Raw genomic sequence first — 16,266 nt, forward strand, 5'->3', positions numbered from 1 at the left:
CCCTGCCGGTACTGGCTACCCTGGCCCTGTTCGCCGGTACGCCGGGCATGGTCAAGCACGCCCACGACATGTTCACTGACGTCGCCCTGGTCACCGGCGGCGTCATGGCCACCTACGGCCTGCTGGCCATCGCCCTCAACGAGGAGCGCCGCACGCCCGCGTGGAGCGCGGCCTTCTGGTTCGGCCTGGGGGTGGGCATCACCGAGATGACCAAGGGCCTGTTCGTGCCGCTCACCTTCGCCGCCACGGCGATGGCCATCGGCGTGATGGTGCCGGCCTGCCGCTCGCGCTCGTACTGGAAGATGGTCGGCACCGCCGTGCTGGTCTCGCTGCCCTTCTTCGTGATCTGGCCGGCGCTGCTGGCCCAGCACTCCATGCCCTTGTTCATGGAATGGTTCTGGGACAACAACGTCGGCCGCTTCTTCGGCTTCTCGGTCAAGAAACTGGGCTCGGACAACGACCACACCGTGATCCTGCGCGCCCTGGGCGGCTTTGCCCTGCCCGGCTCGGTACTGGCGCTGGTGGCGCTGGGCAGCGGCGACTGGCGTCAGGTCGGCACCAGCAAGGTGGCGCTGCCGCTGGCCTTTGGTGCCATCAGCCTGGCCGTGCTGCAGAGCTCCGCCACTGCCCGCCAGCTCTATCTGCTGCCGGTACTGCTGCCGCTGGTGATGCTGGGCGCGCGCGCCCTGCCGCGCCTGCCGGCGCTGGCCAACCTGGCGTGGGACTGGTTCTCGCGCCTGGCCTTCGGGGCGCTGGCCGTGGGGATCTGGGCGACCTACATCGTCTCCACCTGGCCGGCCGACCAGCACCAGCCCATCGCGTTCATGGGCAAGTGGCTGCCGCTGAGCTTCGTGACGCCGATCCAGCCGCTGGCCGTGCTGGCCGCGGGCGCCATGAGCATCCTGTGGATCGCCTCGCTGGGCCTGCTGAGCCGTGCCGGCCAGTGGCGTGGCGCGTTCTCGTGGTTTGGCGGGATCACCCTGATGTGGGGCCTGGCTTTCACATTGCTGCTGCCCTGGGCCGATTACGGCAAGAGTTATGAATATGTCTACGCCGACCTCCAGGCCAAGATCGGTCCGGCCTGGCAAGAGGGCGATTGCATGGCCAGCCAGGCACTGGGCGAATCGGAAGCGCCGATGCTGTACTACTACACCGGCATCCTGCACCAGCCCATCGACGGCGGCCGCCACACCGCATGCCGCTGGCTGATCCAGGAGATGCCCGACGCCGGCAAGCGTCCACATGGTCACTGGACCCTGTTCTGGGAAGGCCGCCGCGATGGCGATGAAGGACAGTTGTTCAAGATCTACGAACGCGCCCACTGAGGGCAAGCTATTGCATGACAAGAAACTGCCGGCCACGCGCCGGCTTTTTCTTGTCTGCTTGATCATTCATCAGAATCCCTCCACCGGATCCGGCGCGCAGACGATTTCCTGCGGCATTTGCGCTGCAAGGCCATGGCTTTCTCCACGGCCGCGCTTTCAATTTGGCGATGCATGCCCACATGGGTCATCTGCCGCTGCAGCCCCGCCTGCCGGCCATTCGCAGTCCTGTTATAGTTACATGTTGTCCCCATCGCTGCTCCGCACAATGCGTGATCGCTCATCGGCTGATCGCACGCGGGGGCAGGCAACCCCTAGCTGAAGGCATCCATGGAAGAAATTCGCATTCGCGGCGCACGTACGCACAATCTCAAGAATATCAACCTAGACCTCCCCCGCAACAAGCTCATCGTCATTACTGGCCTGTCCGGTTCGGGCAAGTCGTCGCTGGCCTTCGATACCTTGTATGCCGAGGGGCAGCGCCGCTACGTGGAGTCGCTGTCGGCCTACGCGCGCCAGTTCCTGCAGCTGATGGAAAAGCCCGATGTCGACATGATCGAGGGCCTGTCCCCGGCCATCTCGATCGAACAGAAGGCGACGTCGCACAACCCGCGCTCCACCGTCGGTACCGTCACCGAGATCCACGACTACCTGCGCCTGCTGTACGCCCGCGTCGGTACGCCCTATTGCCCGGACCACCCCGAACATCCGCTGGAGGCGCAATCGGTCTCGCAGATGGTCGATGCCGTCCTGGCGCTGCCGGAAGACACCAAGCTGATGATCATGGCCCCCGTGGTGGCCAACCGCAAGGGCGAGCACGCCGACCTGTTCGAGGAGATGCAGGCCCAAGGCTTCGTGCGCTTCCGCATCCAGAGCGGCACCGGGTCGGCCAAGGTCTACGAGGTCGATGACCTGCCCAAGCTGAAGAAGACCGAGAAGCACACCATCGACGTCGTCATCGACCGCGTCAAGGTCAAGGCGGAGATCAAGCAGCGCCTGGCCGAAAGCTTCGAGACCGCGCTGCGCCTGGCCGATGGCCGCGCCATTGCGCTGGAAATGGACAGCGGCAAGGAGCACCTGTATTCCAACAAGTTCGCCTGCCCCATCTGCGGCTATTCGCTGCAGGAGCTGGAGCCGCGCCTGTTCTCCTTCAACAACCCGATGGGCGCCTGCCCCGAGTGCGATGGCCTGGGCCATATCGAATTCTTCGATCCCAAGCGCATCGTGGCTTTCCCCAATTTGTCGCTGGCCTCGGGCGCGATCAAGGGCTGGGATCGCCGCAACCAGTTCTACTTCCAGATGCTCACCAGCATCGCCGCCTACTACGGCTTCGACCTCGATGTGCCTTTCGAGCAGCTCGACGACAAGGCCCAGCAGGCAGTGCTGTACGGTTCGGGCCGCCAGACCATTCCCTTCGCCTACGTCAACGAGCGTGGCCGCACGGTGGTCAAGGAGCACACCTTCGAAGGCGTGGTCAACAACCTGCAGCGCCGCTATCGCGAAACCGATTCGATGGCGGTCAAGGAAGAACTGGCCAAGTTCATCAACGAGAAGCAATGCCCGTCCTGCCACGGTGCCCGCCTGCGGGTGGAAGCGCGCTATGTGAAGGTCGGTGCAGGCAAGCAGCAGCGTGCCATCTACGAAGTCGCTGCCACGCCGCTGCGCGAGACCCTGTCCTTCTTCGAGACCCTGAAGCTGACCGGCGCCAAGAAGGAAATCGCCGACCGCATCATCAAGGAAATCGTCTCGCGCCTGACCTTCCTCAACAACGTCGGCCTGGACTATCTCTCGCTGGAACGCAGCGCCGATACGCTCTCCGGCGGCGAAGCCCAGCGCATCCGCCTGGCTTCGCAGATCGGCTCGGGACTGACCGGCGTGATGTACGTGCTGGATGAACCCTCCATCGGCCTGCACCAGCGCGACAACGACCGCCTGATCGATACCCTCAAGCATTTGCGCGACATCGGCAACACCGTGCTGGTGGTGGAGCACGATGAAGACGCCATCCGCACTGCCGACTACGTGGTCGACATGGGCATCGGCGCGGGCGTGCATGGCGGTGACGTGATCGCCCATGGTTCGCTGCCGGACATCCTCAAGAACAAGAAGTCGCTGACCGCCAAGTACCTGAACGGCTCGCTGGAAATCGCCGTGCCCAAGAAGCGCACGCCCTGCGATGAATCGCGCATGCTGACCATCACGGGCGCCACCGGCAACAACCTCAAGAATGTGGACCTGGAACTGCCGGTGGGCCTGCTGACCTGCGTGACCGGTGTTTCCGGTTCGGGCAAGTCGACCCTGGTCAACGACACGCTGTACCTGTCGGCGGCACGCCACCTGTACGGTTCGCAAACCGAACCGGCCGAGCACGAAGCCATCGGCGGGCTGGAACACTTCGACAAGGTGATCGCGGTGGACCAGGCCCCGATCGGCCGCACGCCGCGCTCCAACCCGGCTACCTACACGGGCCTGTTCACGCCGATCCGCGACCTGTTCGCCACCGTGCCCATGGCCAAGGAACGCGGCTACAGCGCCGGACGCTTCTCCTTCAACGTCAAGGGCGGCCGCTGCGAAGCCTGCCAGGGCGATGGCGTGATCAAGGTGGAAATGCACTTCCTGCCGGACGTGTATGTGCCCTGCGATGTCTGCCACGGCAAGCGCTACAACCGTGAAACGCTGGAAGTGCAGTACAAGGGCAAGAACATCACCGAGATCCTGGACATGACGGTGGAAGACGCGCACGAGTTCTTCAAACCCGTGCCGCTGATCGCGCGCAAGCTGCAGACCCTGCTCGACGTGGGCCTGGGCTACATCAAGCTGGGCCAGAGCGCCACCACGCTCTCTGGCGGCGAGGCGCAGCGCGTGAAGCTGTCGCTGGAATTGTCCAAGCGCGATACCGGCCGTACGCTCTACATCCTGGATGAGCCGACCACCGGCCTGCACTTCCACGATATCGACCTGCTGTTGAAAGTGATCCATCGCCTGCGCGACCAGGGCAATACGGTGACCATCATCGAGCACAACCTGGACGTCATCAAGACCGCCGACTGGATCATCGATCTCGGTCCCGAAGGCGGTGCCGGCGGTGGCCGCATCGTGGCGGCCGGTACGCCGGAGGATGTGGCGAAGAATCCCGCCAGCGTCACCGGCAAGTACCTGGGTCCGCTGCTGAAGAAGAAGTCGAAGCAAGAAAAATAAGTCCGGACTTGCGCGCGCGCAAACGATACAGAATTGCTGCCCATCTGTATCTTGCGCTGCGCTGGCCATGGCATACAGTCATGCACCTGGCCGCCATCCGGCGCACAATGAAGGCTCGCCCGTCCGCCATGGACGGGCCGCCGTGCAACCCCGAAAGTCCATCATGTCGAACCCGCTGTCACCCGCCCAGGTCGCCTTCTTCCGCGAACAGGGCTATCTCCTGCTCAAGGGCATGGTCCCTGACGCCCTGCGCGAACGCCTGCTCGCCGTCACGCAAGATCACCTGCAACGTGCTGTCGCACCGCTGGAATACGAAGCCGAGGTCGGCTACGAAGGCGCTCCCGTTTCGCTGGAGGCCGAAGGCGGCCGCACCGCGCGGCGTCTTCGTGCGGCCTGGCAGCGCGACCCGGTGTATCGCGAATGGGCCGCCGATCAACAACTGGTGGCCATGCTGCATCAGTTGTTCGAGGAACCGGTCTGCCTCACGCTGGCGCATCACAACTGCATCATGACCAAGCACCCGGCCTTCGGCACCGCCACCGGCTGGCACCGCGACATCCGCTACTGGTCCTTCCCGCGCAATGAACTGATTTCGGTATGGCTGGCGCTGGGTGCGGAAACACCGGAGAACGGCGCGCTCAAATTCATCCCCGGCTCGCACAAGCTCAAACTGCAGCCGGAACAGATGGATGAACTGGATTTCCTGCGCCCCGATGTGGCCGCCAACCAGGCCCTGTTTGCGCAGGGCATTGCGCTGTCACTGGAGCCGGGCGACGTGGTGCTGTTCCACAGCGGCCTGTTCCATGCCGCCGGCCGCAACGACAGTGAACAGGTCAAGTGTTCGGCCGTGTTCGCCTATCACGGCAAAAGCAATCCGCCCCTGCCCGGTACCCGTTCGGCTGCGTCCGAGGATGTGGCCCTGGACGCTTGAACGACTGTACTGGCTGGGGGCGGATCACTGTACCGGCAAGGTCGAAGCGACCGTACCGGTACGGAAAGACGCGGTGACTTGCGGTGTCAGCGAAGCAGCAAGCCACCCTTGCCCGGCAAGGCCGCCGATGCCGGTACAGCCACCGTAACAGTTGCACGCGCGGACAGCGCCTGGGCTGCCGGTACGCCGGCGACGGCAGTACCGCCGAGCCGGAACACGCTGACCGCTTCCGACAGGCGTGCCGCCTGTTCCTGCATGGACTGTGCGGCGGCTGCGGCCTGTTCCACCAATGCGGCGTTCTGCTGCGTGGTTTCATCCATCTGCGTGATGGCATTGTTGACTTCCTCGATTCCCTGGCTCTGCTCCTGCCCGGCTGCACTGATGTCGGTCACCACTTCGCTCACGCGCTGCACGCTTCTGACCACTTCGTCGATGGTCTGTCCGGCTTGTGCCACCAAGGCACTGCCGGTCCCCACCCGCGTGACCGAATCATCGATCAGGACTTTGATCTCCTTGGCGGCCGCTGCCGAACGCTGTGCCAGTGAACGCACTTCCGACGCCACCACGGCGAAGCCTCGTCCCTGCTCACCCGCGCGCGCCGCTTCCACTGCGGCGTTCAGGGCAAGGATGTTGGTCTGGAAGGCGATACCGTCGATCACGCTGATGATGTCGACGATCTTGCTGGAAGACTGATTGATGGAACTCATGGTGTCGACCACCTGGCGCACCACCTCGCCCCCGCGCACCGCCACTTCGGAAGCGGAGTGCGCCAGCTCCTTGGCTTGCTGCGCACTGTCGGCATTGTGGCGCACGGTGGAGGTCAGCTGTTCCATGGCGGAGGCGGTTTCTTCGAGCGCCCCGGCCTGCTGCTCGGTGCGCGAGGAGAGATCAAGGTTGCCATGCGCGATTTCGCTGGAAGCGGTGGCGATGGTATCCGTGCTCAGGCGCACCTGGCCGACGATGCCCTGAAGGTTGTCATTCATCTGCCGCAGCGCCTGCATCAGCTGGCCGGTTTCATCCTGGCTGTGGACATCGATCTGCTGGGTAAGATCACCGGCAGCCACGGCCTGGGCCACGGTGACCGCACGCTGCAGCGGACGCGAAATCGCCCGCACCAGCAGCACGCCCATCAGCAGCGCCACGAACAAACCCGCCGCCATGGCCACGCCCATCACCACCAGCAGGGTCTGGTAACGCTGCTGCGCCTGTTCGTGCAGCTCGCGGCCGACCGTTCGCTGCAGGTCCATCAGTTGCGCCAGCGTGGTATGGGCATCGGCGTAGAGCTTGAGCATGACGCCGCCATACAGTTCGATGGCCCCCTGGAAGTCGCGATTGCGCAAGGCTTCGGCCGCCGGCTTGATGCCATCGGTGACGAACTTCTGGCGCTGGGGAATGAGCTTGTCCAGCAGCACGCGTTCATCGCTGGTGAGCTGGGTGTCCTGGTATTGCTTGACGATGGCGTCGTTGGCCTTGATGGCCTTTTCGATCCGGTCCATGTTGGCATCGATGTCGCCGGAGTCGCCGACGATGGAGGTGGAGATGCCATTGCGCGCCGCGTCCAGCGCCGCCGACATGCGCTCCAGCTGGGAGAAGGCGACCAGGCGGTCTTCATAGAGCGAGCGCATCTGCGCGTTGGTCGAACGCAATCCGACCAGGCCCAATACGCCTGAGCCGACCAGCATCAGCGCCAGAAAGCCTATGACGAAAATCAGGCGTGCCCTGATGGTTAATTTGCTGAACATGTTCCTCCCGGACTTCACTATTGTTTTCTCTACAACGGATTCATTGTGTGGACCCGTAGTCCTGATGCGTCCAGCGCGCGCCGATAAGGCCGCGTCGCTGCCACCCGGAAACACTAGCATTTCCCGTACCAGGGGAACAGGTCCGGGATGTGGGAAGTGAACATTTATTTTTGGCAGGCTGGGATGATGAGCAGATGTGCTGAAGTGTGCAGCGCGAGCCGCTGCGCATCGGCTGCCAGCGGCGCGCTCCGGCTATTTGCTGAGCAGGCGTTTTTCGGCGCGCAGGATGGCTTCGGAACTGCCGCGCAGCACCACGATGTCGCCGGCCATCAGTTCGGTGTCTTGCGGCGCTTCCAGCCGTTGCTTGCCGCGTCGCAGCATGGCGACTTCGGCACCACATTGGGCCGGCAGGTCGATGTCGGACAAGGTATGGCCGATGGCGCTGGCACCGCCGATGAGGGTGACCGATTGCAGGCGCACGTTCATGCCTACGCCATCGGCTTCAGCATCGGACATGCCGTGGAAGTAACCGCGCAGTGAAGCGTATCGTTCATCGCGCGCATCCTGCACGCGATGCACCACGCGGCGCAGCGGCACGCCCAGCATCACCAGCGCGTGCGAGGCCAGCATCAGGCTGCCTTCCAGCGCTTCCGGCACGACTTCGGTGGCACCGGCGGCCAGCAGCTTTTCCAGGTCGGCATCATCGTGGCTGCGCACGATCACCGGTAGCTCCGGTTCCAGCTCGTGGGCGTGATGCAAGACTTTCAATGCCGAGGGCGTACTGGCATAGGTCACCACCAGCGCCGCCGCGCGGTGGATGCCGGCGGCCACCAGGCTCTCGCGCCGGGCCGCGTCACCGTAGGAAACATTTGCGCCCCCATTGCGGGCGTCCTGCACCAGTTCCGGATCCATCTCCAGGGCGTGGTAGGCGATCCCCTCCTCTTCCAGCAGGCGCGCCAGGCTCTGGCCGCTGCGGCCGAAGCCGGCGATGATCACGTGCTTCTGCACACCCATGGTGCGGGTCGCCAGTTGCGTCAGGGCCAGCGATTGCAGCATCCATTCATTGGCCGAGAGCTTCATGACGATGGCGTCGGACTGGGCCAGGATGAAGGGCGTGGCCAGCATCGACAGCACCATCGCGGCCAGGATCACCTGGATCAGCATGGGATCGACCAGCTTGAGGCCGCCGGCCTGGCTCAGCAGCACGAAGCCGAACTCGCCGGCCTGCGCCAAGCCCAGGCCCACGCGCAGCGCCACACCGGTGGTGGAGCCGAACAGGCGCGCCAGTCCGGCGATGAGGGCAAACTTGAGCAGGACCGGCCCGGTCAGCAGCAGCAACACCAGGAACCAGTGATCCACCAGCGTGCGCACATTGAGCAGCATGCCGATGGTGATGAAGAACAGGCCCAGCAGCACATCGCGGAAGGACTTGATGTCTTCTTCCACCTGGTGCTTGAACTCGGTCTCGGAAATCAGCATGCCGGCGATGAAGGCCCCCAGCGCCAGCGACAGGCCGGCCTTCTCGGTGATCCAGGCCGCGCCCAGGGTGATCAGCAGCAGGTTCAGCATGAACAGTTCCTGCGAGCGCCGCTTGACCACGATGCGGAACCAGCCGCGCATGAGCTTGCTGCCGAAGAACAGCAGCAGCGCCAGCACCACCAGCGCCTTGCCCACCGCCCAGCCCAGCGTGACCATGATGTTGCCGGAATTGTTGGCCAGCGCCGGCACGACGATCAGCAGCGGCACCAGCGCCAGATCCTGGAACAGCAGCACCCCGAGGATGCGGCGGCCGTGTTCGGTCTCCAGCTCCAGCCGCTCGGTAAGCAGCTTGGAAACGATCGCCGTGGACGACATGGTCAGCGCCCCGCCCAGCGCAAAGGCGGCCTGCCAGCTGACGTTGGCGAACTGCGGCAGCACCATGGCCGCGCCCCAGGCCACCAGCATGGTGGTGGCAATGGTCGCCGCCACCTGCGCCACGCCCAGGCCGAACACGATATGGCGCATGGCCGAGAGCTTGGAGAGCGAAAACTCCAGGCCGATGGAAAACATCAGGAACACCACGCCGAACTCGGCCAGCGCATGGGTGGTCTCGTTGTCTTCAGCAAAAGCCAGGCCGTGCGGGCCAATGATGATGCCCACCACCAGGTAGCCCAGCATCGGCGGCAACTGCATCATGCGGAAGGCGACCACGCCGAGGACTGCGGCAGCCAGAAGGAAAAGGGTCAGTTCCAGTCCGGAAAACATTGCTGTTGGGGTTTCTTGTCAAAAGCCGCCGGGCTGCGGCGCGGTTCGATATGAATGAATTTGTAAAACTGGCAACGCACCAGCAAAAGGCAGTTCACCTGAACAGTGTGCAATATGAAGGAAAACCTCGGACGGCGAGGCGCGAAATCGCCTTGAAATTCATACGTGTGGCTCCACAACAGCAGAGTAATTCACCGCGACCGAGAGCCCTCCGCGCCTGCTGCGATGCCATGCCCCATCCCGGCAATGGCCGGAAATCCCCCGTGGCAGCGGTGCTGCGGCGCGATGCAACGCTGCATATCACGTCAAATCCGGCAGCATTCCCTTACATCTGGCAAGTTTTTTGCTTTGCTAATTCGTTTATACTTCGGTTATGAGTGTAACCGATGACAAAACTACGCCTGCATCTTTTTCGGCCGGGGCTGCCCGCCGTGCCATCGAACTGGCACGCCAGACCCTGCAGATCGAAGCCGATGCCATCCTGGCCCTGAAAGACCGCCTGCGCGACGACAGCGCCGACCCCCTGGCACTTGCCGTGCAGACCTTGCTGCAATGCGAGGGACGTGCGGTGGTCTCGGGGATCGGCAAGTCCGGCCATGTCGGCCGCAAGATCGCCGCCACCCTGGCCTCTACCGGCACCCCCTCGCTGTTCATGCATCCGGCCGAAGCCGCGCACGGCGACCTGGGCATGGTGACGGCGCGCGATGTCTTCATTGCCATTTCCAATTCCGGCGAAACGGCCGAGCTGCTGGCCATCGTGCCCATCGTCAAGCGCATGGGTGCGGTGATCATCGCCATGACCGGCAATGATCAGTCCACCTTGGCCAAGCTGTCCGCCGTCCACCTCAACGTGGGTGTGGCGCAGGAAGCCTGTACCCTCAACCTGGCCCCGACCGCCAGCACCACGGCCACGCTGGCCATGGGCGACGCGCTGGCGGTGTCGCTGCTGGATGCACGCGGCTTCGTCGAGGAAGATTTTGCGCGCTCCCATCCCGGCGGTGCACTGGGCCGCCGCCTGCTGACCCACGTGCGTGACGTGATGCGCAGCGGCGAGGCGATTCCCGCCGTGCGCCCGGACGTGTCGCTGTCGGCAGCGCTGATGGAAATCACCCGCAAGGGCATGGCCATGACCGCCGTGGTGGATGAGCAATTCCGCCCGATCGGCGTCTTCACCGACGGCGACCTGCGCCGCCTGCTGGAGCGTGGCCAGGACTTTTCCAAGTTTTACATCGCCGACGTCATGCATGCCAATCCGCAGACCGTCAACCAGGACCAGCTGGCCGTGGATGCCGTGCAATTGATGGAACAATTCCGCATCAACCAGTTGCTGGTTACCGATGCGGCCGGCGTGCTCACGGGCGCGCTGCACATCCACGATCTCACTCGCGCCAAGGTGATCTGATGAACGCGCCAGCCTTCGCCAGCACCCTGCCCGCTGCCGCGCTCGCCAAGGCGGCGGCGATCCGCCTGATGATCTTCGACGTGGATGGCGTGCTCACCGATGGCGGCCTGTTCTACGGCGAGGATGGCGAGGCCTTCAAGCGCTTCAACGCGCTCGATGGCCACGGCATCAAGATGATGCAGCAATACGGTACCGCTGCCGCCATCATCACCGCGCGCCAGTCGCCCTATGTGCTGCGCCGTGCGCGCGATCTCGGCATCGCCCATGTATTCCAGGGCATCCACGACAAGCGCCAGGCCTTCGAACAGTTGCTGCAGCAGGTGCAGTTGACGCCGCAGGATTGCGGCTACCTGGGCGACGACATCATCGACCTGCCGGTACTGACCCGCGTCGGATTCAAGGCCTGCGTGGCCAACGGCCATCGCGAGGTGAAGTCGCGCAGCGACTACGTGACCCAGGCAAGCGGCGGCCATGGTGCCGTGCGCGAGATCTGCGACCTGGTGCTGGCAGCACAAGGCAACTACGAGGCGGCCCTCGCGCCGTACCTGGCATGAGCGGGCGCAGCGGAGAACGCAACGCCGAGCGCATCCGCCTGGCGGTGATCCTGGTGATCCTGATCGCCGGCGCCCTGGGCAGCTTCTGGGTGATGCAGGCCATGCGGGCCGCGGGCGACCAGCAACCGGCGCAGCGTCCGCGCGGCAAACCCGACTACTACCTGGAAAACTTCAACTACGTGCGCATGGGCCCGACCGGTCTGCCGCGCTATGACGTTGCGGGAACGAAGATGGTGCACTACCCCACGGATGACTCCTTCGAGATCACCAAGCCGGTGGTGCACAACCTGGACCAGAACCAGGCACCGATGGAGCTCTACTCGGATACCGCGCGCGTCACCGACGACCAGACGCAGATCCACATGTACGGCAACGCCAATGCCATCCGCGCGCCCTACAAGGGCCGCGAGCAGATGCACCTGGTGTCGGAATACCTGCTGCTGTTGCCTGACGATGAAATCGTCAAGACTGACAAGCCGGTGGCCATGACCATGGGCACCACGCGCCTGAACGGCGTGGGCATGGTGGCCAACAATGCGACCCAGGTGGTGCAGCTGTTCGGCAATGTCCGCGGCTATTACGAGCCCACTCCGAAGAAACGCTAAGCCGGATGACTCCGGGATAAAAACGCCAAGAACCGATCAGACAGGAACCCAATGAAACGCTCATTCTTACTGCCGATGCTGATGCTGGCTGCCGTGTGCGGCGTGGCCAACGCCGAGAAGGCGGACTCCACCAAGCCGACCAACATCGAGGCAGACCAGATGGTCTACGATGACGTGCGCCAGGTGAAGACCTTTACCGGCAACGTGGTCATGACCCGCGGCACGCTGATCATCAAGGCCGGCCGCGTGGTATTGACGACCGACCAGTACGGTTATGAAAATGCGGTGCTGTATGCGGCCCCGGGCGCGCTGGCCAACTTCCGCCAGAAGCGTGACGGCGGTCCCAACCTGTGGATCGAAGGCCAGGCCGAGCGCATCGAGTATTCGGAGCAGACCGAAATCTCCAAGCTGTTCCAGCGCGCGCACATCCAGCGCATGGACGGCGATCGCATCACCGATGAAGTCAACGGCGAATTCATCTCCTACGACAGCCGCGCCGAATTCTATTCCGTGAACAACACCGCCACCGGCGAGAGCAAGCCGGGCGCAGGCCGCATCACTGCGGTGATCCAGCCCAAGAATCCGCCGCCGGCAGGCAGCACCGCGCCGGCCCAGCCCGCGGGCAAGAACAACGCCACGCAGCCTGCAACGCGTCGCGACAGCGGAAAGGACCAGTAACGATGGCAGTCAGCTCGCTGGTCGTTCGCGGCCTGAAGAAAAGTTATGGCGCGCGCCAGGTGGTGCGCGATGTCTCGATGGAATTGCGCAGCGGCGAGGTGGTCGGCCTGCTCGGCCCGAATGGTGCCGGCAAGACCACCTCGTTCTACATGATCGTGGGCCTGGTGCCCTCCGATGGCGGCGAGATCGACCTCGATGGCGCGTCCATTTCGCGCATGCCGATCCACAAGCGTGCCACCATGGGCTTGTCCTACCTGCCGCAGGAAGCCTCGGTATTCCGCAAGCTGACGGTGGAAGACAATATCCGCGCCGTGCTGGAACTGCGCCGGGAAGAGGGCAAGCCGCTCTCGCGCGATGAAATCGAAGGCCGCCTCAACAACCTGCTGCACGAATTGCAGATCGAGAAGCTGCGCGAAAGCCAGGCGCTGTCGCTCTCGGGCGGTGAACGCCGGCGCGTCGAGATCGCCCGCGCACTGGCCACCGATCCGCGCTTCGTGCTGCTGGATGAACCGTTCGCCGGTATCGACCCGATTGCCGTGATCGAGATTCAGCGCATCGTGCGCTTCCTGAAGGAACGCGGCATCGGCGTGCTGATCACCGACCACAACGTGCGCGAAACGCTGGGTATCTGTGATCGCGCCTACATCATCAATCAGGGCACGGTGCTGGCCAGCGGCAATCCGGAAGAGATCATCGCCAACGAGTCGGTGCGCCGCGTGTATCTGGGTGAGCATTTCCGCATGTAAGCGGTGCAGTCGGCTTGCCCGATACGCTCAAGGAAATACGGAGTGCGCATCACGTAATACGCAGCAAGCCAAACACAATACGCAATACGCAACGACCGGCAGAGCAACCAGCGGGCCACGCCGCTTTCAGAAAGACAGATGAAACAGTCGCTCCAGTTACGTACCTCGCAGCACCTCGCATTGACGCCGCAACTGCAGCAGTCGATCAGACTGTTGCAACTGTCGACGCTGGAACTGCACCAGGAACTGGAACAGATCCTCTCCGACAATCCCCTGCTGGAACGCCTCGACGACGCGCTCGACAATTCGGTACGTCTGCTGGCCGATGGCGCGGTCTCCAGCTCGCCCTCCAGCGGCGTTGCTGAAACCAGTCACGAAGGCAGTGGCGAAGCCGCCCCGGCCGCCAGCGATGGCGATTCCAGCTTCGACTACCAGGACAACGCGCCGGAAGCCGGTGTCACGGGGGATGCCGACTGGAGCTTCGACGACGTCGCGCGCAGCGGCAAGTCGCCAGACGATGATGATGCCCGCCCGCAACTCGAAGCGCACGAACTGACCCTGCGCGAACACCTGCTGGAACAGATCCGCGTGACCGCACGCACCCTGCGTGATCGTGCGCTGCTGGAACTGCTCACCGATGCGCTGGACGAGAGCGGCTATCTGGAAGAGCCGCTGGAAGACATCCTCGCTCGCCTGCCCGAAGAGCTGGGCATCGACATGGAAGAGCTGTCGATTTCGCTCAAGCTGCTGCAGAGCCTGGACCCGGCGGGTGTCGGTGCGCGCAGTGCCGGCGAATGCCTGGCCCTGCAGATCCGCCGCCTGCCCAAGATTCCCTTCGTGACGCGCAAGCTGGCCTTGAGGATCGTGGAGGATTACCTGCCGCTGTTTGCACAACGCGATTTCAACAAGATCAAGAAGGCACTGGATTGCGATGACGAAGACCTGCGTGAAGCGCAGGCCGTGATCCGCCAGTGCCGTCCGCATCCGGGTGCGGAATTCGCGCGTGATGCCTCGGACTATGTGGTGCCGGACGTGATTGTCAAGCAGACAAAGAACGGCTGGCAGGTCATGCTCAACCATGAGGTCATGCCCAAGCTGCGCGTCAATGCGATGTATGCCAGTGCATTGAAGCAAGCCAAGGGAGAAGGTTCGCTGTCGTCGCAGTTGCAGGAAGCCAAGTGGCTCATCAAGAACATGCGGCAACGTTTCGATACAATTTTGCGCGTCGCGCAGGCTATTGTGGAACGTCAAAGAAACTTCTTTTCACATGGGGCAGTCGCCATGCGCCCCCTTGTGCTGCGTGAAATTGCTGATACACTGGGTCTACACGAGAGCACCATCTCTCGCGTGACGACTCAGAAATACATGCTCACTCCGCATGGAATGTTTGAGTTGAAATACTTCTTCGGTAGCCATGTCGCGACTGAAACCGGAGGTGAAGCTTCCTCCACCGCGATACGGGCGCTGATCAAACAGTTGATAGGAGCCGAGAACCCGCAGACCCCATTATCCGATAGCAAGATTGCGGATATGCTGGCAGAACAAGGCATGGTGGTCGCGCGACGCACAGTCGCCAAATACCGCGAAGTGTTGAAGATTCCGCCGGTCAATCTCCGCAAGTCCCTCTGAGTTTTTCCTCAGTTTTTCTGCAGTACCGTTGCTGTGTTCAGGCAAGCATCCGACTGATGCCCGCGCCATCCGACACGAAGACCGTGCCCGTGGTACAGCTGCAGCAGGATCGATTGCACGAACCTCCAGTGACTTCACGATAGGAGTCTTGTATGAATCTGACCATCAGTGGACACCACCTCGAACTGACCCCCGCCATCCGGGAATACGTGCAAAGCAAGCTCTCGCGTATCAAGCGCCATTTCGACAACGTGATCGACGTCAGCGTGATCCTGAGCGTAGATAAACTCACAGAAAAGGAAAAGCGCCAAAAAGCGGAAATCAACGTCCACATCAAGGGGAAGGATCTACATGCGGAAAGCATCGCACACGACCTCTACGCTGCCATTGACACGCTGATCGACAAGCTCGATCGCCAGGTCATCAAGCACAAGGACAAGTTGCAGGAGCATCACTCCATGGCCAAGCGCCTGCCGGACGAAACGCCGGAGGATGCGGTGGCCGGAGCGGCATAAGCCAGGACACCCTCGGCAAGCAGCCTCGCAGCCGCAAGGCTGCTGAGAAAGCCAGCCGAATTTCATGAGGAAGGGGCGCGCAAGCGCCCTTTTTCATTTTCCGCCGCCGATCTGGCGCACGCCTGTGGAAAAAATATAAATCATTACCCGGAGCAACTTTTCCACCGCCGCTGCTGAAGATGATGCAAGGAACTGCTTGAATGTCTTCCCGCCACCCTCATCTTCGACACAAGAACTTGCATACGATATAAATCATTTCCTCGATGCAATTTTTGCCCGTTCAGACAGGCCACCGGCATGCAGGCGATTTCAACGCGCCCGCCGGCTTTTCCCTATAATGTCGGCAATCCCATTTTTAAAGGCATAGCCATGAGCGACGTCCAATCCTGGATCAAAGAAACCGTGACCCAAAATCCCGTGGTGCTGTTCATGAAGGGCACTGCACAGTTCCCGCAATGCGGCTTTTCCAGCAAGGCCATCCAGCTGCTGAAGGCCAGCGGTGCCGAGAACATCGTCACCGTCAACGTGCTGGAAAGCCCGGACGTGCGCCAGGGCATCAAGGAATACTCGAACTGGCCGACCATTCCCCAGCTGTACGTGAAGGGCGAATTCGTCGGTGGCTCCGACATCATGACCGAGATGTACGAATCGGGCGAACTGCAGACCCTGATCAAGGGCTGAGTTTTACTGGCCTGACTGA

General features: G+C 62.8%; 13 protein-coding genes. 11 read left to right on the forward strand and 2 right to left on the reverse strand.

Annotated elements, in window-relative coordinates; all coding sequences use genetic code 11:
- From B3873_RS19610 to B3873_RS19620, 3 genes are all read left to right on the forward strand, one after another.
- Positions 1–1,325 (forward strand): ArnT family glycosyltransferase (locus B3873_RS19610; protein WP_286868428.1); only part of this gene is annotated, 1,325 nt, incomplete at its 5' end.
- Positions 1,326–1,652: 327 nt separating this feature from the next.
- Positions 1,653–4,520, forward strand: coding sequence for an excinuclease ABC subunit UvrA (gene uvrA, locus B3873_RS19615; protein ID WP_121045791.1), 2,868 nt, complete (start codon positions 1,653–1,655; stop codon positions 4,518–4,520).
- A gap of 163 nt (positions 4,521–4,683) precedes the next feature.
- A complete protein-coding gene (locus B3873_RS19620; RefSeq protein ID WP_276838423.1) occupies positions 4,684–5,451 on the forward strand; it encodes a phytanoyl-CoA dioxygenase family protein in 768 nt (255 codons plus the stop codon).
- 86 nt (positions 5,452–5,537) lie between these two features.
- On the opposite strand, the gene B3873_RS19625 is transcribed toward B3873_RS19620, so the two are convergent.
- Positions 5,538–7,193 (reverse strand): methyl-accepting chemotaxis protein, encoded by a 1,656-nt coding sequence (locus B3873_RS19625; protein ID WP_286868431.1) that lies wholly within the window; start codon positions 7,191–7,193, stop codon positions 5,538–5,540.
- A gap of 252 nt (positions 7,194–7,445) precedes the next feature.
- Positions 7,446–9,437 (reverse strand): cation:proton antiporter, encoded by a 1,992-nt coding sequence (locus tag B3873_RS19630; protein WP_286868433.1) that lies wholly within the window; start codon positions 9,435–9,437, stop codon positions 7,446–7,448.
- Positions 9,438–9,810: 373 nt separating this feature from the next.
- Here B3873_RS19630 and B3873_RS19635 point away from each other — a divergent pair, with 373 nt between their 5' ends.
- The 8 genes from B3873_RS19635 to grxD all read left to right on the forward strand — a co-directional run bounded on the left by B3873_RS19635 (position 9,811) and on the right by grxD (position 16,247).
- Entirely contained in the window at positions 9,811–10,839 is a 1,029-nt protein-coding gene (locus B3873_RS19635; RefSeq protein ID WP_286868436.1) for a KpsF/GutQ family sugar-phosphate isomerase, read from the forward strand.
- Positions 10,839–11,393: a KdsC family phosphatase gene (locus tag B3873_RS19640; protein WP_039784048.1), complete on the forward strand. Its 555-nt coding sequence runs from the start codon at positions 10,839–10,841 to the stop codon at positions 11,391–11,393. The genes B3873_RS19635 and B3873_RS19640 overlap by 1 nt, the downstream gene beginning before the upstream one ends.
- Entirely contained in the window at positions 11,390–11,998 is a 609-nt protein-coding gene (gene lptC, locus B3873_RS19645; RefSeq protein WP_034331443.1) for an LPS export ABC transporter periplasmic protein LptC, read from the forward strand. Before B3873_RS19640 ends, lptC begins: the two co-directional genes overlap by 4 nt.
- Before the next feature lie 51 nt (positions 11,999–12,049).
- The gene (lptA, locus tag B3873_RS19650; protein WP_209535172.1) at positions 12,050–12,676 is read left to right on the forward strand and encodes a lipopolysaccharide transport periplasmic protein LptA; all 627 of its coding nucleotides are present in this window, start codon (positions 12,050–12,052) and stop codon (positions 12,674–12,676) included.
- A 2-nt stretch (positions 12,677–12,678) separates the two neighbouring features.
- Complete coding sequence (gene lptB, locus B3873_RS19655; RefSeq protein ID WP_134223405.1) at positions 12,679–13,422, forward strand: LPS export ABC transporter ATP-binding protein; 744 nt, start codon at positions 12,679–12,681, stop codon at positions 13,420–13,422.
- A 138-nt stretch (positions 13,423–13,560) separates the two neighbouring features.
- A complete protein-coding gene (locus B3873_RS19660; RefSeq protein WP_209535174.1) occupies positions 13,561–15,051 on the forward strand; it encodes an RNA polymerase factor sigma-54 in 1,491 nt (496 codons plus the stop codon).
- A 152-nt stretch (positions 15,052–15,203) separates the two neighbouring features.
- Entirely contained in the window at positions 15,204–15,566 is a 363-nt protein-coding gene (gene hpf, locus B3873_RS19665) for a ribosome hibernation-promoting factor, HPF/YfiA family (protein ID WP_034331451.1), read from the forward strand.
- Positions 15,567–15,935: 369 nt separating this feature from the next.
- A complete protein-coding gene (gene grxD / locus B3873_RS19670) occupies positions 15,936–16,247 on the forward strand; it encodes a Grx4 family monothiol glutaredoxin (protein ID WP_286868441.1) in 312 nt (103 codons plus the stop codon).
- The last annotated feature ends 19 nt before the right edge of the window (positions 16,248–16,266 follow it).

The organism is Herbaspirillum sp. UBA812, assembly GCF_002296545.1.
In the GTDB taxonomy this organism is placed as follows: domain Bacteria; phylum Pseudomonadota; class Gammaproteobacteria; order Burkholderiales; family Burkholderiaceae_D; genus Herbaspirillum; species Herbaspirillum huttiense.

Bases quoted from the DNA above. Each gene is read 5' to 3' on its own strand.
- uvrA (WP_121045791.1), top strand. From the start codon at position 1,653: ATGGAAGAAATTCGCATTCGCGGCGCACGTACGCACAATCTCAAGAAT.
- B3873_RS19620 (WP_276838423.1), top strand. From the start codon at position 4,684: ATGTCGAACCCGCTGTCACCCGCCCAGGTCGCCTTCTTCCGCGAACAG.
- B3873_RS19625 (WP_286868431.1), bottom strand. From the start codon at position 7,193: ATGTTCAGCAAATTAACCATCAGGGCACGCCTGATTTTCGTCATAGGC.
- B3873_RS19630 (WP_286868433.1), bottom strand. From the start codon at position 9,437: ATGTTTTCCGGACTGGAACTGACCCTTTTCCTTCTGGCTGCCGCAGTC.
- B3873_RS19635 (WP_286868436.1), top strand. From the start codon at position 9,811: ATGAGTGTAACCGATGACAAAACTACGCCTGCATCTTTTTCGGCCGGG.
- B3873_RS19640 (WP_039784048.1), top strand. From the start codon at position 10,839: ATGAACGCGCCAGCCTTCGCCAGCACCCTGCCCGCTGCCGCGCTCGCC.
- lptC (WP_034331443.1), top strand. From the start codon at position 11,390: ATGAGCGGGCGCAGCGGAGAACGCAACGCCGAGCGCATCCGCCTGGCG.
- lptA (WP_209535172.1), top strand. From the start codon at position 12,050: ATGAAACGCTCATTCTTACTGCCGATGCTGATGCTGGCTGCCGTGTGC.
- lptB (WP_134223405.1), top strand. From the start codon at position 12,679: ATGGCAGTCAGCTCGCTGGTCGTTCGCGGCCTGAAGAAAAGTTATGGC.
- B3873_RS19660 (WP_209535174.1), top strand. From the start codon at position 13,561: ATGAAACAGTCGCTCCAGTTACGTACCTCGCAGCACCTCGCATTGACG.
- hpf (WP_034331451.1), top strand. From the start codon at position 15,204: ATGAATCTGACCATCAGTGGACACCACCTCGAACTGACCCCCGCCATC.
- grxD (WP_286868441.1), top strand. From the start codon at position 15,936: ATGAGCGACGTCCAATCCTGGATCAAAGAAACCGTGACCCAAAATCCC.